This window comes from Deefgea piscis, from assembly GCF_013284055.1.
Taxonomy (GTDB): domain Bacteria; phylum Pseudomonadota; class Gammaproteobacteria; order Burkholderiales; family Chitinibacteraceae; genus Deefgea; species Deefgea piscis.
In genome coordinates this window covers 1,597,949-1,615,136 of the sequence record NZ_CP054143.1, presented here as the reverse complement: position 1 = coordinate 1,615,136, position 17,188 = coordinate 1,597,949, and the positions used below count along the sequence as shown (strand labels likewise).

The 17,188-nt window shown below is 49.4% G+C and carries 16 protein-coding genes and 1 rRNA gene; 4 read left to right on the top strand and 13 right to left on the bottom strand.

Annotated features, from left to right (window positions below; genetic code table 11):
- Positions 1–23: 23 nt before the first annotated feature.
- Positions 24–1,557 (bottom strand): 16S ribosomal RNA (locus HQN60_RS07755).
- Positions 1,558–2,103: 546 nt separating this feature from the next.
- Between HQN60_RS07755 and grxC the strand changes: the two genes are divergently transcribed.
- The 4 genes from grxC to HQN60_RS07735 all read left to right on the top strand — a co-directional run bounded on the left by grxC (position 2,104) and on the right by HQN60_RS07735 (position 4,427).
- On the top strand, positions 2,104–2,358 hold the full coding sequence (gene grxC / locus HQN60_RS07750) for a glutaredoxin 3 (protein WP_173533112.1): 255 nt from the start codon (positions 2,104–2,106) through the stop codon (positions 2,356–2,358).
- A gap of 103 nt (positions 2,359–2,461) precedes the next feature.
- Entirely contained in the window at positions 2,462–2,941 is a 480-nt protein-coding gene (gene secB, locus HQN60_RS07745; protein WP_173533111.1) for a protein-export chaperone SecB, read from the top strand.
- A 40-nt stretch (positions 2,942–2,981) separates the two neighbouring features.
- Positions 2,982–3,398: an SH3 domain-containing protein gene (locus tag HQN60_RS07740; RefSeq protein ID WP_173533110.1), complete on the top strand. Its 417-nt coding sequence runs from the start codon at positions 2,982–2,984 to the stop codon at positions 3,396–3,398.
- 36 nt (positions 3,399–3,434) lie between these two features.
- On the top strand, positions 3,435–4,427 hold the full coding sequence (locus HQN60_RS07735) for an NAD(P)H-dependent glycerol-3-phosphate dehydrogenase (RefSeq protein ID WP_173533109.1): 993 nt from the start codon (positions 3,435–3,437) through the stop codon (positions 4,425–4,427).
- 180 nt (positions 4,428–4,607) lie between these two features.
- On the opposite strand, the gene HQN60_RS07730 is transcribed toward HQN60_RS07735, so the two are convergent.
- The 12 genes from HQN60_RS07730 to HQN60_RS07680 form a co-directional block, all read right to left on the bottom strand.
- Entirely contained in the window at positions 4,608–5,138 is a 531-nt protein-coding gene (locus HQN60_RS07730; protein WP_173533108.1) for a GNAT family N-acetyltransferase, read from the bottom strand.
- A gap of 123 nt (positions 5,139–5,261) precedes the next feature.
- Positions 5,262–6,326, bottom strand: coding sequence for a tRNA 2-thiouridine(34) synthase MnmA (mnmA, locus tag HQN60_RS07725; RefSeq protein WP_173533107.1), 1,065 nt, complete (start codon positions 6,324–6,326; stop codon positions 5,262–5,264).
- Positions 6,323–6,778 (bottom strand): NUDIX hydrolase, encoded by a 456-nt coding sequence (locus HQN60_RS07720; protein ID WP_173533106.1) that lies wholly within the window; start codon positions 6,776–6,778, stop codon positions 6,323–6,325. The genes mnmA and HQN60_RS07720 overlap by 4 nt, the downstream gene beginning before the upstream one ends.
- 91 nt (positions 6,779–6,869) lie before the next feature.
- Entirely contained in the window at positions 6,870–7,949 is a 1,080-nt protein-coding gene (locus tag HQN60_RS07715) for an acyltransferase family protein (RefSeq protein WP_173533105.1), read from the bottom strand.
- 105 nt (positions 7,950–8,054) lie between these two features.
- The gene (locus HQN60_RS07710; RefSeq protein WP_173533104.1) at positions 8,055–8,930 is read right to left on the bottom strand and encodes a metal ABC transporter solute-binding protein, Zn/Mn family; all 876 of its coding nucleotides are present in this window, start codon (positions 8,928–8,930) and stop codon (positions 8,055–8,057) included.
- Between the two features lie 478 nt (positions 8,931–9,408).
- Complete coding sequence (locus HQN60_RS07705; protein ID WP_173533103.1) at positions 9,409–10,284, bottom strand: metal ABC transporter permease; 876 nt, start codon at positions 10,282–10,284, stop codon at positions 9,409–9,411.
- Between the two features lie 130 nt (positions 10,285–10,414).
- Entirely contained in the window at positions 10,415–11,131 is a 717-nt protein-coding gene (locus HQN60_RS07700; protein WP_173533102.1) for a metal ABC transporter ATP-binding protein, read from the bottom strand.
- The gene (locus tag HQN60_RS16315; RefSeq protein WP_255587982.1) at positions 11,128–11,256 is read right to left on the bottom strand and encodes a hypothetical protein; all 129 of its coding nucleotides are present in this window, start codon (positions 11,254–11,256) and stop codon (positions 11,128–11,130) included. Before HQN60_RS16315 ends, HQN60_RS07700 begins: the two co-directional genes overlap by 4 nt.
- A 163-nt stretch (positions 11,257–11,419) precedes the next feature.
- Positions 11,420–13,099, bottom strand: a complete 1,680-nt coding sequence (locus tag HQN60_RS07695; RefSeq protein WP_173533101.1) for a response regulator — start codon at positions 13,097–13,099, stop codon at positions 11,420–11,422.
- Positions 13,100–13,164: 65 nt separating this feature from the next.
- Entirely contained in the window at positions 13,165–15,321 is a 2,157-nt protein-coding gene (locus tag HQN60_RS07690) for a UvrD-helicase domain-containing protein (protein WP_173533100.1), read from the bottom strand.
- Positions 15,322–15,423: 102 nt separating this feature from the next.
- The gene (locus tag HQN60_RS07685) at positions 15,424–15,741 is read right to left on the bottom strand and encodes an H-NS histone family protein (RefSeq protein WP_173533099.1); all 318 of its coding nucleotides are present in this window, start codon (positions 15,739–15,741) and stop codon (positions 15,424–15,426) included.
- A gap of 93 nt (positions 15,742–15,834) precedes the next feature.
- The gene (locus HQN60_RS07680; RefSeq protein WP_173533098.1) at positions 15,835–17,163 is read right to left on the bottom strand and encodes a TolC family outer membrane protein; all 1,329 of its coding nucleotides are present in this window, start codon (positions 17,161–17,163) and stop codon (positions 15,835–15,837) included.
- Positions 17,164–17,188 lie beyond the last annotated feature (25 nt).

Sequence of the window (17,188 nt, the reverse complement as noted above, 5' to 3'; positions counted from 1 at the left end):
TTAATCTACCAATCTTTCTCTTGAAAGGAGGTGATCCAGCCGCAGGTTCCCCTACGGCTACCTTGTTACGACTTCACCCCAGTCATGAATCCTACCGTGGTAACCGGACTCCCGAAGGTTATCCTAGCTACTTCTGGTAAAACCCACTCCCATGGTGTGACGGGCGGTGTGTACAAGGCCCGGGAACGTATTCACCGCGACATGCTGATCCGCGATTACTAGCGATTCCGACTTCATGCACTCGAGTTGCAGAGTGCAATCCGGACTACGATCGGTTTTGTGAGATTAGCTCCCCCTCGCGGGTTGGCGACCCTCTGTACCGACCATTGTATGACGTGTGAAGCCCTGGTCATAAGGGCCATGAGGACTTGACGTCATCCCCACCTTCCTCCGGTTTGTCACCGGCAGTCCCATTAAAGTGCTCAACTAAATGTTAGCAACTAATGGCAAGGGTTGCGCTCGTTGCGGGACTTAACCCAACATCTCACGACACGAGCTGACGACAGCCATGCAGCACCTGTGTTACGGTTCCCGAAGGCACTCCTCTATCTCTAAAGGATTCCGTACATGTCAAGACCAGGTAAGGTTTTTCGCGTTGCATCGAATTAATCCACATCATCCACCGCTTGTGCGGGCCCCCGTCAATTCCTTTGAGTTTTAGTCTTGCGACCGTACTCCCCAGGCGGTCTACTTCACGCGTTAGCTGCGTTACTAAGCTCCGAAAAGCCCAACAACTAGTAGACATCGTTTAGGGCGTGGACTACCAGGGTATCTAATCCTGTTTGCTCCCCACGCTTTCGTCCATGAGTGTCAGTATTAGGCCAGGGGGTTGCCTTCGCCATCGGTGTTCCTCCACATCTCTACGCATTTCACTGCTACACGTGGAATTCCACCCCCCTCTCCCATACTCTAGCGAGACAGTCATAAACGCAATTCCTAGGTTGAGCCCAGGGATTTCACGTCTATCTTATCAAGCCACCTGCGGACGCTTTACGCCCAGTAATTCCGATTAACGCTTGGACCCTACGTATTACCGCGGCTGCTGGCACGTAGTTAGCCGGTCCTTATTCTTCGGGTACTGTCATCCCCAGCAGTTATTAACCACTAGGATTTCCTCCCCGACAAAAGCGCTTTACAACCCGAAGGCCTTCTTCACGCACGCGGCATTGCTGGATCAGGCTTTCGCCCATTGTCCAAGATTCCCCACTGCTGCCTCCCGTAGGAGTCTGGACCGTGTCTCAGTTCCAGTGTGGCGGATCGTCCTCTAAGACCCGCTACTGATCGTTGCCTTGGTAGGCCTTTACCCTACCAACTAGCTAATCAGCCATCGGCTGCTCCAATAACGTGAGGCCTTGCGGTCCCCCACTTTCCCCCTCAGGGCGTATGCGGTATTAGCACTCCTTTCGAAGCGTTATCCCCCATTACTGGGTACATTCCGATGTATTACTCACCCGTTCGCCACTCGTCAGCGGTGCAAGCACCCTGTTACCGTTCGACTTGCATGTGTAAAGCATGCCGCCAGCGTTCAATCTGAGCCAGGATCAAACTCTTTCGTTTAATCTAGCTGAATTTACATACTTGGCTTAGTACTCATTACTCAAAGAAACACTTGGTTAAAAACCAAGATTTCTTTTAAATCTTGAGTGTAAGCACTTGTTTGACTGGCAAACCAAGCACTCACACTCATCGGCTGTATTTTGTTAAAGATCAGTGGCTTAGACACCGAAACCAGCTGGAAAACCGCTTGTTTCGCTTACTGTGTCAGCAGCAGAGAGGCCGAACTATACCCACCCACCTAAAGTCCGTCAACACCTAGTTGCAAAGAAAACCGAGGCAAGGTGATAAGCCGTTGATTTATATAGAATCAAATTTAAAGCATTTTAACTATTTAAAGCTAGAGTGCTCATCACTATTAAATTTAGTCACTTATATATTATTGAGATGAGCATCAAAACTACGCAAATGACATGCAAGCGGAGCAATTAAGTTATATGTCATGCATTTTAATCATGAAAAAACCATTCTAGATCTTGTTTCCGCTTCATTTGCCCCTATGTTCTTAACAAGATTAAATAAGCGATATACCGTTTGAGGAATAAATTGATGGCGAAAGTAACAATGTATAGCACCGGTACTTGCCCATACTGCGACCGCGCTGAGCGCTTATTACAGCATAAAGGGATTACTGATTTAGTTAAGATCCGGGTGGATCTCGACCCAAGCCAAAGACAAGTCATGGTAGAGCGTGGTCAGCGCACTGTGCCGCAAATTTATATCGACGATTTTCATGTGGGCGGCTTTGATGACCTCGCTGCGCTAGATCGCGCCGGTAAGCTCGACCCATTACTGAATAAATAGTATCGTCTCGATGGCATCGGCATCGCAAACTATGCGATGATTTCCATTGAAGCATCGTAAAATTCTTTTTTATATAATACGCAACCGTTTTTAAGGGATGATCATGAGCGAAGAAACTCAAGAAGTACAACAACCGATTTTTGCCGTACAAAAACTTTATGTAAAAGATATCTCTCTTGAATCTCCAAGTGCACCGAATGCATTTATGGAACAAGAACAGCCAGAATTTAACATTCAGTTCCGCAATCAAGCGCGTAGCTTTGACAATGGCTTTTTTGAAGCCAGCTTAACAGTGACCGCCACTGCAACCGCTGAAGATCGGACTATTTTCTTGGTTGAGATTACTCAAGCCGGTTTATTCCAAATCGAAAACGTGCCAGAAACTGAACTTGATCCATTACTCGGTATTGGCTGCCCAAGTATTTTATTCCCTTACCTACGTGAAGCCGTTTCTGACTTAACGACTCGTGCAGGCTTCCCACCACTGCTTTTACAGCCAATCAACTTTGAAGGCATTTATATGCAACAACGCCAACAAGCTGAAGCTGCAGCACAAGAAGCCAATGAACAAATCACACATTAATTTGGTAACGCGATCTGCGTTATTAAATCGAGTGTGCGTCATGAGCCTACTTGCCGTTTTGGCAAGTGGCGCTCAGGCGGTTGATTACCGATCAACCGCACGCCACGGCGTCATTGTTTATGATGCCCCTGCCGACACAGCCAGCAAACGTTTTATTCTCAGCGCTAACATTCCACTCGAAATGCTCAGCGAGCAAGGCGACTGGATTCGCGTTCGTGATCGTGATGGCACGCTAAGCTGGATTAAAAAATCCGATGTAGTCGCCCGTCGCTACGTCCAAGTCAGCCGAATGAGTGCCGTTCACCAAGCGGCGAATAAATCATCGGCGACCATCTATAAAGTAGAACGTAATGTACTACTTGAACTACTCGACTCTGCGGGCTCAGGCTGGCTAAAAGTCAAACATCGCGACGGTCCAATTGGCTTCATTCGTATTGAAGATGTTTGGGGCGCTTAAGGCGTCGATTCTCCGCGCAATCAAGAGGAATACCCATTGAAACTAGCTGTTTTAGGCGCTGGCGCTTGGGGCACCGCCCTTGCCATTCGATTTGCTGACCGCCAAACCGTCAGCCTGTGGTCGCGTGAGGCCGAACAAGTAACACAAATGCAGGCAGAACGCTGCAATCAGCGCTACCTCGCCGACGCCCCCTTCCCTGACAATCTCAGCGTGACCGCAACACTCGCCGACGCCATTGCTGATGCTGGCTTGATCCTCATCGTGACGCCGATGTCAGGATTACGCAGCACGCTCAAAGCGCTGCGCGAACTGGGCAGCACTGCGCCGGTACTGTGGGCGTGTAAAGGCCTTGAAGCCGGAACCATGAAATTACCGCATCAAGTTGCGCAGGAAGAAATGGACGATACCATTCCACGCGGCATGTTATCTGGCCCTAGTTTTGCGCAAGAAGTTGCCAAAGGTCTGCCAGCCGCAGTCACTATCGCCTCGAGTGATGCCGCTTTTGCTCAACAAGTGGTGCAAGACTTAAATACCAGCGTGCTGCGCCTCTATGCCAGCGACGATTTAATCGGCGTTGAAATCGGCGCCGCAGTTAAAAACGTGATGGCGATTGCCGCTGGTGTTGCCGATGGTTTGAACCTGGGCCTGAATGCCCGAGCCGCACTACTCACTCGCGGTCTAGCGGAAATGGCGCGTTTCTCCACCGCACTGGGCGGCAAGGCCGAAACGATGATGGGCTTGGCCGGGATTGGCGATTTGATGCTGACCGCAACGGGTGATTTATCGCGTAACCGCCGTGTTGGACTGTTGTTGGCGCAAGGCTTGAATTTAGACGAAGTGTTAAAAAACCTTGGTCACGTCGCCGAAGGTGTACCGACTGCGCGTGAAGTAGTGAGCCAAGCTGCGGCGCTAAATATCGAAATGCCCATCAGCCGCGCCGTTTGCCAAGTGCTGTTTGAAAACGTGCCAGTCAGTGAAATCATTACCGACCTAATGGGCCGCAGCCCGAAAATGGAAACGCTACAATAGGGGTATTTAACGCTAGTCATTTACAGATAATGGCTGCATAACAATACCCACGAAAAAGCCACTCGATTGAGTGGCTTTTTTTAATTCAACGATAAACGCACACCAAAGCAAGCATTTTTGTAGGTTGGCGCTGAGCTTGCGAAGCCCAACATTCGCGGTAAACGTTGGGCTGCACTTCGTTTAGCCCAACCTACCGTACTGGCTAGGTATACGATAAATAACAGAGTTGTATTTCCGTGTTACACAGCGATCAACAATTACCCCATTCAGTGACTTAGCGATGAGGCGGCTCGGATGATTGTCTATTGCAACAGGATAAATGAAACTTGTAACACCCATGTCCTGCGAAGCCCATTGCGCAATTAAGCCCACCGCTTCACGACCAAATCCTTGCAGATGACGATCCTCTCTAATCCATATTCCCAGCTCTGGAGTAATGCTTCGTAAGTGATGGAGGCCAACCAAACCCAGGAAACTACAGTCACTGATATGACGTATCGCGAAAACATAGTCAGTTCCATCATCGATAGCTGTTAACCAAGAGCACCAAACCAAGTCAAAATCATCTCGGCTATCGGGAGGATCCCATGACATAAAACGAGTAAGCGTGGGTGTAATGCAAGCAAAGACCTCGTCAGCATCACTGGCGGAAAAAGGTTTAATCAAAAGCCGAGTCGATTCAATATGAACTTTGCTTTTTATCTGATCCATTTCCCTTCCTTAAATATCAACGAATTAGCCGACTTCAGCCTAACTCAGTCGATTCAGAAGTGCATTATCGCTAAATGAAATGAAACATATATTCCACAATTTTACGCACCCTGTTTTGATGGCTTACTGAATAATCCCACCACCCAAGCAAACTTCATCTTTATACAGCACCATCGACTGCCCCGGCGTCATCGCCCATTGGGGTTCGTCGAACACCAGCTGCACGCCGCCGTCGACGTAGCTCAGCGTACACGCAGCGTCTTGTTGGCGATAACGGGTTTTAGCGGTGTAGCGACCCTCAAGCGGGGTTTCACCCAAAATCCATGAGCAATCTTTGGCGATCATGGTGGTATTCAGTAGCAGCGGATGATCGTGACCCTGCACCACTAGTAGCTCATTGGTCTCGAGATTTTTGCCCGCGACAAACCATGGCTCGGTATTGCCTTTGGTGCCGCCGATGCCCAGGCCGCCGCGCTGACCGAGCGTGTGGTACATCAGGCCTTGATGCTCGCCCATCACTTTGCCTTCCGGCGTGACCATTTTGCCCGGTGTTTTGGGCAGGTAGCGATTTAAAAACTCACGGAATGGCCGCTCGCCGATAAAGCAAATGCCGGTAGAGTCTTTTTTCTTAGCATTCGGCAAATTAATTTGCTCGGCAATCACGCGCACTTCAGTTTTTTGCAAATCGCCGAGCGGAAACACCGCGTGCGAGATCTGCTCTTGGCTTAGGCGATACAAGAAATACGTTTGATCTTTGCTTTGATCGGCTGCGCGCAGCATTTCGGTACGGCCGTCGGATCGCAAACGAGTCTTTGCGTAGTGGCCGGTAGCCAATTTTGCGCCGCCGAGTTTGATGGCAAATTCTAAAAACGATTTAAATTTGATTTCGCTATTACACAAAATATCGGGATTCGGCGTGCGGCCTGCTGAGTATTCAGCCAAGAAATGCGCAAATACGCGGTCTTTGTATTCCGCGGCAAAATTGACTAGCTCGATATCGATGCCGAGCAAATCGGCCACCGCAATCGCATCCATGCTGTCTTCTTTGATCGAGCAATATTCGTCGCTATTGTCGTCTTCCCAGTTTTGCATAAACACGCCGTGCACTTCATGCCCCGCCGCTTTGAGTAAATGCGCCGCCACCGACGAATCCACGCCGCCGGATAATCCAATCACAATTTTTGTCATTTCGCTAACCTATCAAAATCTTTCAGTACCGCCAGCGGGTACGACTGCCCCGCCAAATAATCATCAACACACGCCAATAATAACGGGCTGCGATGCTGATCGGCTCGCGCCACAATCTCGTCACGCGTCAACCACAGCGCCGCTTCAATGCCGTCATCGAGCGACAGCGTCGAATCGCATTCGCCCAAAACGCCTGTAAACGCAAAGCGCAAATAGGTTCGCTCACTGCCCGGCACCGTCCATTGATAGAGGCCCTGAAACGCGGTTGGCGTGAATGTATATGCGGTTTCTTCACGTGTCTCACGCTGGCAAGCGGCGACAATCGATTCACCAAATTCAATATGGCCCGCCGGTTGATTGAGTTTTAACTCACCCTCAATGCGCTCTTCAACCAGCAAAAATCGACCGTCTTTTTCGATCACCGCGCAAACGGTGGCATTGGGTTTCCACATGGCTGTCTTGTTCACGTCAAATAATGTTCGATTTTACCTGAAGCCTGCCATCGACGGGGTAAGCGACTATCGGTCGCATTACACACGCGGCTTAAGCGCGTGCCAAAACTTGCTTGCCCCAACGAATGCCGCGCAATTCAATCGCGTGATAGCTCCAGCGTGACAGCCATAACACCAAGGCCAAAATCGCCAAGCCGATTAAATTATCGCCCCAAGCACTGCCGCTACTGAGATACACCAAGCCATTGCCCACGCGTAACCATTGCGAGAGAAAGGTTTCAAATCCGGCTTGAATCAAATGCACCACGGCGTAATGCGTGAGGTAAATTGAAAACGACCATTTACCCAGATTCACCCACCACGCTTGCCGCAGGACGCGAGAAATCATACCGCTTTCAAACGCAAAACCGATGATGGCCACAGCAAATGCCCACGCAGCAAAAAAGCTCTTCATTGGGTATTGCGCGGTAATGACCACATACAAAGCGATTAAGAGCAATACCTCAATCACACTGCCCAGAACACGGCCAATATACCAACGATGGATCACATCAAAGCCGTGATACGCCAAAGCGCCTAAGAAAAAACACGTGATACCGCGAAACCCGCCGCTGCCAACAAAATCGGCTTGCAAATACACACACGCCGAGCAGCCGAGCAGCACCAGCGCAAAAGCCCAACGCTGAAAACGACCGCTAGCCCAGAGTATCAGCCCGAACAGCACATAGAGATAGAACTCCACGCTGATACTCCATGCCGGGCCATTAAAGGCAAACGGATCTGCCGTTGGCAACCACGCTTGCAGCAAGACAATTTGGTACAGCCACTGCCCAGTCATCGCCCATGCGTTATGGCCCACTTGCAGCAACAGCAACACGGTAAACAGCAGCAACATCACCAGATGCAGCGGATAAATCCGAAAAAACCGGCTCACCATATAGCGCGCAAACCCACGGCCATTCATCGCTTCTTGCTGATAGCGATAAGCCAGCACAAAGCCACTGAGGGTAAAGAAAAACTCCACCATTAAGCCGGCCGAGCGAAAAAAGTCCCATTCGCTAAAGCCTTGCCATAAATGCAGATGAAACACGACCACACTCAAGGCACAAAGGCCACGAAAGCTATCTAAAACAATGAAACGATGTTTATGCCTAGGGCTGGGATGCGTCATACGATTACACAAAAAATCGCCGGCGATTGCCGGCGTTAGCATTAAAAAAACAAGTCAGCGCGCAAAAATCAAACCCGCGCCTTGCCCCGCGATCAGCGCCGCAGCTTACTGTAAAGCGCGCAAAATAGCTTGGGTATTGTATTCAAATAAGCCCATCCAGCTATTGGCTGGCGCTTGTTTGGCCAAAGCATCAGAGTAAATTGCCGGCCCGACTTTAGCGCCAGTTTCGCGGGCGATTTGCTCAATCAATTTTGGGTTACTGATATTTTCGGCAAACACCGCTTTGATTTGGCTTTTGCGCATTTGGCGAATTAACACCGCCATTTCTTTGGCGCTTGGCTCAGCTTCGGTTGAAATGCCCTGCAAAGGGAAAAACTCAATGGCGTAACGATGGCCTAAATAGCCCAAGGCATCGTGGGAGGTGACCACTTTCTTTTTGCCACTTGGAATCGCCGCAAACGCCGCTGCGGTACGTTGATCCAACTGCGTGATTTTGGCTTTAAACGCCGCCGCATTGGCTTGATAAGCCGCCGCATGGCTGGCGTCGGCCGCTTGCAACGCAGCGCTAATTTGATCGACCATCAGCAATACGGCGCGCGGATCATGCCAAGCATGTGGATCGGTTTTGCCATGACTGTGTCCATGATCATCCTCCAGTGCCAAGGGTTTAAAACCTTTGGTCACCGTAATGACTTTACCTTTGTAGGCCGCAGCTTGTTCAACGCGTTTTAGCCAGCCTTCAAAACCCAGCCCATTAACAAAAAACAGCGAAGCGCCCGACAGTTTTTTCAGATCGGCGGGTTTGGCCTGCCACACATGCGCATCCTCGCCCGGCCCAACCAGCGTAGTCACTTGCACGTGATCCCCACCCACTTCTTGCACTAGATTGCCCAAAATACTAAAGCTGGCAACGACTTTAAGCGGCGCGGCAAAGCTGAGCGAACTCAGCAACAAACACATCACAGCAAAGATTGAGCGCATAACATTTCCATTTAATCAGCGTGTCCATAGACACCCACGTTAAGCAACAAAGCACATCGACGTGCTGCATTTTGAACTAGAGATCAGTGCCGCCGATGACGACACAAAAAAAACTGATGATGTTCAGATTGCGTGTTGATGATATTTAAGTGCCTACGGCACATTGTTTTACAGTCGCAGTCCGCGACGGGGACCCCATTTTCTTTGACTCGCCAAAGAAAATGGGGGAAAAGAAAGGCGACCCGAGCGCGCCCAGCTCCGCTGTGCCCTCGATTGTCGTGAGCCAAACGATAAAACCGTTTGTCTCTCTCCGCACTCGGTGCGCTTGGACGGGATTTTAAGCCCCAGCTCAACGATAGCGGCACTGCATCAACACCAAATCTGAACATCATCAAAAACTCGATGTATATGCAGCAAGCGCTTAACCAAAAAAGCTTATCACTCTATACCCACACATCGAGCTCGCATGGCATTACCATTAAATCGCATGATGACGGCGCGCTTTACGGCGCTGCGCCCACAAACCAAACGGCGCAAAGACTAAAGAAAAACAATACAAGCCGCCCGCCACCAGCACAATCGCCGGCCCGGAAGGCAAATCCCATTGATACGACGCCATCAAGCCAAACAGACACGACGCAAGAGCCACAATCCACGCGGCCACAAACAACATCGACAAACGCTCAGCCCATAAACGCGCCGTTGCTGCGGGTAACATCATCAAGCCCACTGCCATTAAGGTGCCCATGGCTTGAAACGCGGCGACAAAATTCAGTACCGCGATAATGACAAAGCCAATATGAAACCGCGCCCCATTGCCGGTGGTTGCCGCAATAAAACCTGAATCCGCGCATTCGAGCACAATGCCGCGGTATTCCAGTGCCAGCCAAATCAAGGTAATCGACGCCACTGAACTCACAATCAACAGCGATGGATCATCAATCGCCAGCACCGAGCCAAATAGCAAATGAATCAAATCAACGCTACTACCCCATTTCGAGACGATCAGTACACCGATGGCCAAGGCCAGTAAATAAAATCCAGCAAAACTCGCGTCTTCATTGAGCCGCGTTTTGCGCGCCGCAAAGCCAGCGGCCAGCGCCACCAGCAAACCAGCGACCAAACCACCGCCCGCGAGCCACGGCAAAGACAAGCCGCCAAGCAAAAAACCAATCGCCGCACCGGGCAATACCGCATGGGAGAGTGCGTCGCCAAACAAGGACATCCGCCGCAGTAAGAGCAATACCCCCACTGGCGCACAACCCACTGCCAAAGCCAAGCTACCCACCAAGGCGCGGCGCATAAAAGCAAATTCGCCTAAGGCGTTAAATAATTCAATATCGGGAATTAGCATGACTCGCCCATTTTAAAAGCGACCACAGAGGCGCAGAGACACCGAGGAAAAACAACAGGCACACGAGTCAGGGACTCAAGCTCAGCGCGGGTCTCTGTGCTTCTGTGCCTCTGAGGTGAAAGTTTTTGATTTAACACTCTTGGCACCATGTCGCATCATTGCGCCAATGTTGCGCTCGGCGATTGGCTTCTTGTAGATTTTCCGGCGTTAATACTTCTGGGGTATCGCCCCACGCCAAAGCCGACTGCGCCAACAATAAAGTTTGTGGATAGTGCGCGCGCACTTGGCTCATATCGTGCAATACGGTAATTTGCGTTTTTCCGGCCCGATGCCAATCGTCTTGCACCGCCAATAAATTGGCGATGGTTTCGGTATCCACATTGGCAAAAGGCTCGTCGAGCAGCAACACATCGGCGTCTTCAACAATCAAACGGGCAAAACGGGCGCGCTGTAATTGTCCGCCGGATAAATTACTAATCGGTGCTTGAGTAAAATCACTCAAGCCCACCCGATCCAACGCCGCATCAGCACGCAAGCAATCCGCTTTAGCTAACCCGCGCCATGCGCCGCGCCGCTGCCATGTTCCTGCCAAGGCCAATTCGCGCACCGTGAGTGGAAACTGCTTGTCCAACGTCGAGAGCTGCGCCAAATAGGCAATCGCGCCATGCCGATGAATATGCCCTTCATCAGGCTGCTTGACGCCAGCGAGCGCCGCCAAAAGCGTGGACTTACCTGCGCCATTGGGGCCGACCACGGCGGTATGGCTACCCGCTACAAAACGCCCCGTCAACGCATGCACTGCAGCGCGATCGCGGTAGCATAAAGTCAGGTGTTCTACTTCGATCACGATTGCATCGCCCAAAAAGTAAACGCCCACAACGCGGCCAATAGCGGCGCGATACACAATAATCGCTGCCAACCGGCCATGGCAAAAAAGCCAAATAGATTAAATCGAGACAACAAACGCTTCAAAACACCACTCCACGCAGGCCAAAGTCGCTGCAATTAGCGGCAAGGATATACAAAAAACCGCCCTTGGTGCAAGTCAGTTGCATTTGGCGACAAAAAAAAAGCCACGATACCGTAGCCTCAGCGATTTAACTTGCTGCCCAGTCCGCCACCCAATCGGGCAAGATTAAGTCGAGCTCAATGCAAATCGCCGCTGAGTTTTGCGATAAATCTCTGCCAACTGCAGCGCACGCCCCGAAGTGGGATCCAGCGCCTGAACTCGAATTAATAACTCCCCCGCTTGCTGCAAATAGCCCGCGTGACCACCGAGCTGATTCACCAAGGCCAACAAAGCATTGACGGTATTGAGTAAGATTTGCAAATTATTTGGCATGTCTTGCAAGGCGGCTAAAAATCGCTCCGCTGCCGCAGTTAAATCACCTGCTTGTGCCAACGCCACCGCTTCATTATTAAGCTGCACAATATCCGCCGCCGTGGCTTCGATTAAACGCAGTGCTTCCGCTTCTTGGCCTTGTGATTTAAATACCCGCGCCACTTGCGCCGCAAGCTTAGGGTCATCGTGCCGATTTTGTAGCACGGCACGGGTTAATGTTTGCGCCTCGGCCATGCGATTGAGCCCCAAACAAGACTGCGCCAAAGCCAAACCCAGCGTCGCGGAAGGTGCGCTACTAGCGGCCTTAAGTGCCGTATCGAGCAAAGTGCGGGCTTTGCTGGTCTCGCCCAGCTTTAATGCGACGTTCGATTCCAATACATCGGCCAAGATGCGGTCATCGCTACGAGGGAAATCTTGGCGAATTTGCCCAGCGGTTTGCCGTGCGGCAGCTACATCACCACGGCGTAGCTGCACTTCGGCCAGCGCAGCGTAATCGCTCACCTGTGGCACAAATGAAAAGCGCGCCATCCGAATGCTGTCACTCAACGCGGTCTCAGCCAAAGGCCAATCTTCGGCGGCAATCGCCACCTCACCCAGCTCTCGTCGCCGCGCCAGCATCGGCGAGCGCTCACAAGCGGCTTGCAAGGTTTGTTTGGCGGCAGCTAAATCATGCGTGGCACTAAAGGTTTGCGCCAAGCCATCGTAGGCCGCCAAAATCAGCGGATATTGATTGATCAGCTGCTGAAAAATCTGCTGCGCTTCGGTATATTCTTTTAACTGCAATAGCGCCTTGCCCAAGGCCATTTTAAGCCAAGGCCAATCGTGCTCAACTAGCTCGGTGCGCGCTAAATCACGTACGGTTTTCCAATCGCCAATCCGCAATAAAAGATGCACTTTCATACGCAGAAAATCGATGGCTTGAGCTGGGTTTTCTTTGCTCGCAAACTCACACAATTGAATTGCACGTAAAAAATCATTGGCAATATACGCCGCATCAATCGGCTGAAACGGTGATTTTTTATGCAAGGCTCGCTCAATCCGCGCGTAGAGTACTTCACCGGTAAAGGGCTTGAGCAAAATCGCATCGGGCGCTAATTCAGCAGCGCCAATCACTTTGCCACTTTGCCGCTCGGCGGTGAGCAAGATAAACACGCTACTGGCTTTTAACGCGCCATAGCGACGCGCGGCTTCAAATACATACAGACCATCAAAACCATGGCCCAAATCATAAGCACACAAAATAATATCGTAAGCACAGCCACGCATTTGCGCTAACGCCTCATCGCTGCGGCTGGCGTATTCAATCTCTTTGGCGCCAAATTGTCCGAGCATCATGCCCAACGTCATCCGCATTGCGCTGACGTGATCAATCACCAAAATTTTATATTGCGAAAAATCACGAACACCGCTCGTCGCCACCGGTTCATCGATAGCCGCTCGCTGAGTAAACGAATAAGGACGAACTTTGCTCATGCTGACTCTTTACGATAGGTATTTATAGGAAGCACTTACTGAACAATAGCTGCAGCGCAATACCATCACACAACTTTCAATTTAGCGTAGGCAACCGCCAACCATTTACTGCCATGCAGGGCAAAGTTCACCTGCACATTTCCCGTCGCCCCGCCTTCGTGATCCGTCACCACGCCAAGACCAAATTTAGGATGCTCCACCTTGCAACCAATCGCCAAGCCATGCTCGGGGGTGGCTTTTTTAGGCGCAGCCACCGGTTTTGCTGCCGCTGCCGAGTTAAAACTACTCGGCGCAGCCGAACTATAGCTACTGGGCGCATAACCACGATTTAAATATTTTAATAAAGTCTGTGGAATCTCATCCAAAAAGCGGCTGGCAACACCGTAGCGCGTTTGCCCATGCAGCATGCGGCTTTGCGCTAACGTCAGATATAAGCGCTGGCGAGCGCGAGTAATCGCCACATACATTAAGCGCCGCTCTTCTTCGACGCTGGCCTGATCTTTACTGCTGTTTTCATGTGGAAACAAGCCTTCTTCAAGGCCAGACAAAAACACCGCGTTAAACTCCAAGCCTTTGGCCGCATGCACCGTCATCAATTGCAGCGCGTCTTCATGCGCCCCCGCTTGATGGTCGCCCGCTTCTAAACTGGCGTGCGATAAAAAGGCGATCAGATTGTTTTCATCTTCACTAATAAACGTCGCAGCGGCATTGACCAGCTCTTCCAAGTTGGCAACCCGCTCTTCGCCATCTTTGTCTTTTTGGTAATGCGCCAGCAGGCCAGACAACTCAAGCATGACTCGCACTACGTCGGTCATTGCCAAACCGGCCATCCGATTTTGCATGCCATCAATGATCTGAACAAACTGGCCTAAAGCCGCCGCACCACGCCCTGAAGCGCCCATACACGCGGCCTGCCACAGTGAGCAACCTTCTAAACGCGCTTTTTCTATCAACGCCTCAACGCTGCGTGCGCCAATTCCGCGAGTGGGGAAATTAATCACCCGCAGCAAGGCATTGTCATCGCTAGGATTGGCCATTAAGCGCAAATACGCCAAAGCGTGTTTAATTTCTTGTCGCTCAAAAAAGCGTAAACCGCCATACACGCGATAAGCCACACCCGCTGAAAACAGTGCATGCTCAATAATCCGCGATTGTGCATTACTACGATATAAAATCGCAATTTCGCTAGCCGCCATGCCATCGCGAATTAAGGCCTGTGCTTCTTCAACAATAAATTGCGATTCTTCAAAGTCCGAGCTGGCCTCAAAAACGCGAATCAATTCACCGGCACTGGCCTGAGTCCATAATTCTTTCCCCAAGCGCTGGGTATTATGGCTAATCACCGCATTGGCGGCGTCAAGGATATTGCCGTGGCTGCGATAGTTTTGCTCTAAACGAATCACATGTTTGACTAAAAAATCAGATTGAAAATCAATCATATTGCCCACATTCGCACCGCGAAATGCATAAATAGATTGATCATCATCGCCAACAGCAAAAATAGCTGAATTTTGCCCAGCTAATAATTTAAGCCAAGCGTATTGCAATCGATTCGTGTCTTGAAACTCATCGACTAAAATATGCGAAAAACGCTGTTGGTAATGCGCTCGAATTTCGGGTTTATAAGACAACAATTCATAACACCGAAGGAGTAGCTCGGAAAAGTCAGCCACACCTTCTCGATTGCATTGTTTTTCGTATTCTTCATACGCCAATTTCAATTGGCGAGAATAATCATCCCACGCCTCAACGTCAGCAGCACGACGACCATTTTCTTTATGGCCATTAATGTAATGCTGCACGGTACGCGGTGGATATTTATCGTCATCTAAAGTCAGTAATTTTAATACACGCTTAATCGCGCCCAATTGCTCAGATTGATCCAAAATCGCAAAAGCTTCGGGCAAGCCTGCATCACGGTGATGCAAACGTAACATTCGATTACATAAACCATGAAATGTGCCCACCCATAATCCACGCGGATTTAATGGCAACATTGCAGTAATTCGCGACAACATTTCTTTGGCTGATTTATTGGTAAATGTCACCGCTAATAAACCTGATGGGCTTATTTGTCCGGTAGATAATAGCCATGCAATTCGTGTGGTTAATACACTGGTTTTACCACTGCCTGCCCCAGCTAAAATTAAAGCGTGTTCAGCAGGTAATTCAACCGCAGCCGCTTGTTGAGGATTTAATTTAGCAGTTAAAGCATGGGACATAGCTTGGCTCGACAATAATCAATGGTAAATAATTACAACTTCAGAAATAAAAACAGGGCGACCATGCGCCCTGTTTTATTTACTTTACATACAAATCAATACTTAGATTTTTAATGTGTCCAATGTTGCGCCATTAGCGATTGCATCGTGAACCCATTGTGGTTTACGACCACGGCCAGACCAAGTTTGGCTAGCATCAGCTGGATTGATATAAGCAGCTGCTGCTGGCGCTTTCTTTGCGCCTTTTTTGCCAGATACTTCACCCAATAATTCAGCAATAGTAAAACCGCTAGCCGCAGCTGCGCTTTGCAATTGGCTCAAAATACGGCTTTTTTCTTGTTCTTTACGACGAACTAATTCACCATCAAGTTGTGCACGTAACTCAACTAATTCTTGGTAACCTAAAGTTGATAAATCCATTTGTTACTCCTCGTATAATGCTATGTTTGATCAATACCAATTGATTATGCGGCCTCAATTCTAATAATTCAAGGCGAATATTGCATTCAATATTTATTGGACCAACCATTGATTTACTGCATACAACTGTTTTTCATCTAAATCACCAACAACGGCAGCGAGCTGCAATCTAGTGTAAAGATAGGTATATCGGGCAACGGTTAATGCATAACGCGTATTATAAAGTTTTTGTTCTGCATTCAAAACATCCACTGTTGTTCTTACGCCAACATCACGGCCTAATTTACTCGAAGCTAATAAACTCTGGCTCGACTTTAATACCTGTTCCAAAGCATTAATTTGTGCCGCACCGGCATTAACCCCTAAAAAGGCTTGCGTGGTGGATTGTTCGGTACTGCGCCGAGTCGCTTCTAATGTTTGTCTTTGTTCTGATTCTTTGGCCGCTGCTTCGCGTAATTCAGATGAACGACGACCACCGGTATAGAGTGGAATAGATAGCTGTAACGTAATTGCGCCTTTGTTGGTTTGATCTAAGCCGCCAGATCGAGATATACCGCTTGCCTCCCAATTCTGTCCATAATTAGCCACTAAATTAACTTGCGGGCTGCTTTCAAATCGATATTTATCGACTTCACGCTTGGCAATATCTAATTGCAATAATTGGCTACCAATATTCAAACTGGTATCACTCGATTTTTTCAACCAGACCGAAATATCATTGGGCTCAGCTAAAGTCGGTGCGATATTTTCCCGTAAACGTGCAATCGATTGGGCATTTAGACCGGTCAGTAAAGTAAATGCATTTTGCTTTACCACTAAGTCATTTTTTGCGACGACTTCTTCGGCCAAGATACTGTCATAACTCGCTTGCGCTTCATCGGTGTCAGCAATGGTTGCTACGCCGACTTCAAACGCTTTTTTAGCAAATGCCAATTGTTCACCAATGGCTTTTTTTTCTGCTATCGCTAAAGCGACTTTTTCATCGGCGGCCAAAACCTCAAAATACGTTTTAGCCACGCGTAAAATCAGATCTTGTTCGGCCGCTTTAAATGCCACATCAGCCAATTTAGCTTGCGTTTTTAATTGATCTGCCGAAGCAAAGGCATCAACACGATAAATCGGCTGAGTTGCCGTGACACCATAGTTATATCCATGGCCACTTTGGGTACTCGAAATACTAGAATTGGCATTGCCGGGTAAATATTCATTGTCCGAATGCGCTACATTGGCGCCGAGTGTCACTGTTGGCAACAATAAAGATTGGCCCTGCTGCTTTTTTTCACTACCCGCAATCTGCGCATAACGTGCAGCAGAAAAACTCGGGTCATATTGCTGAGCGGCCCGCCAAGCTGCCAATAAATCAGCGGCAAAACTGGGCGTACTGAATAAAGCAAGGCTCAATATCAATACGTTTTTTTTCATTTTTAATCCAATTATCAATTCGTAA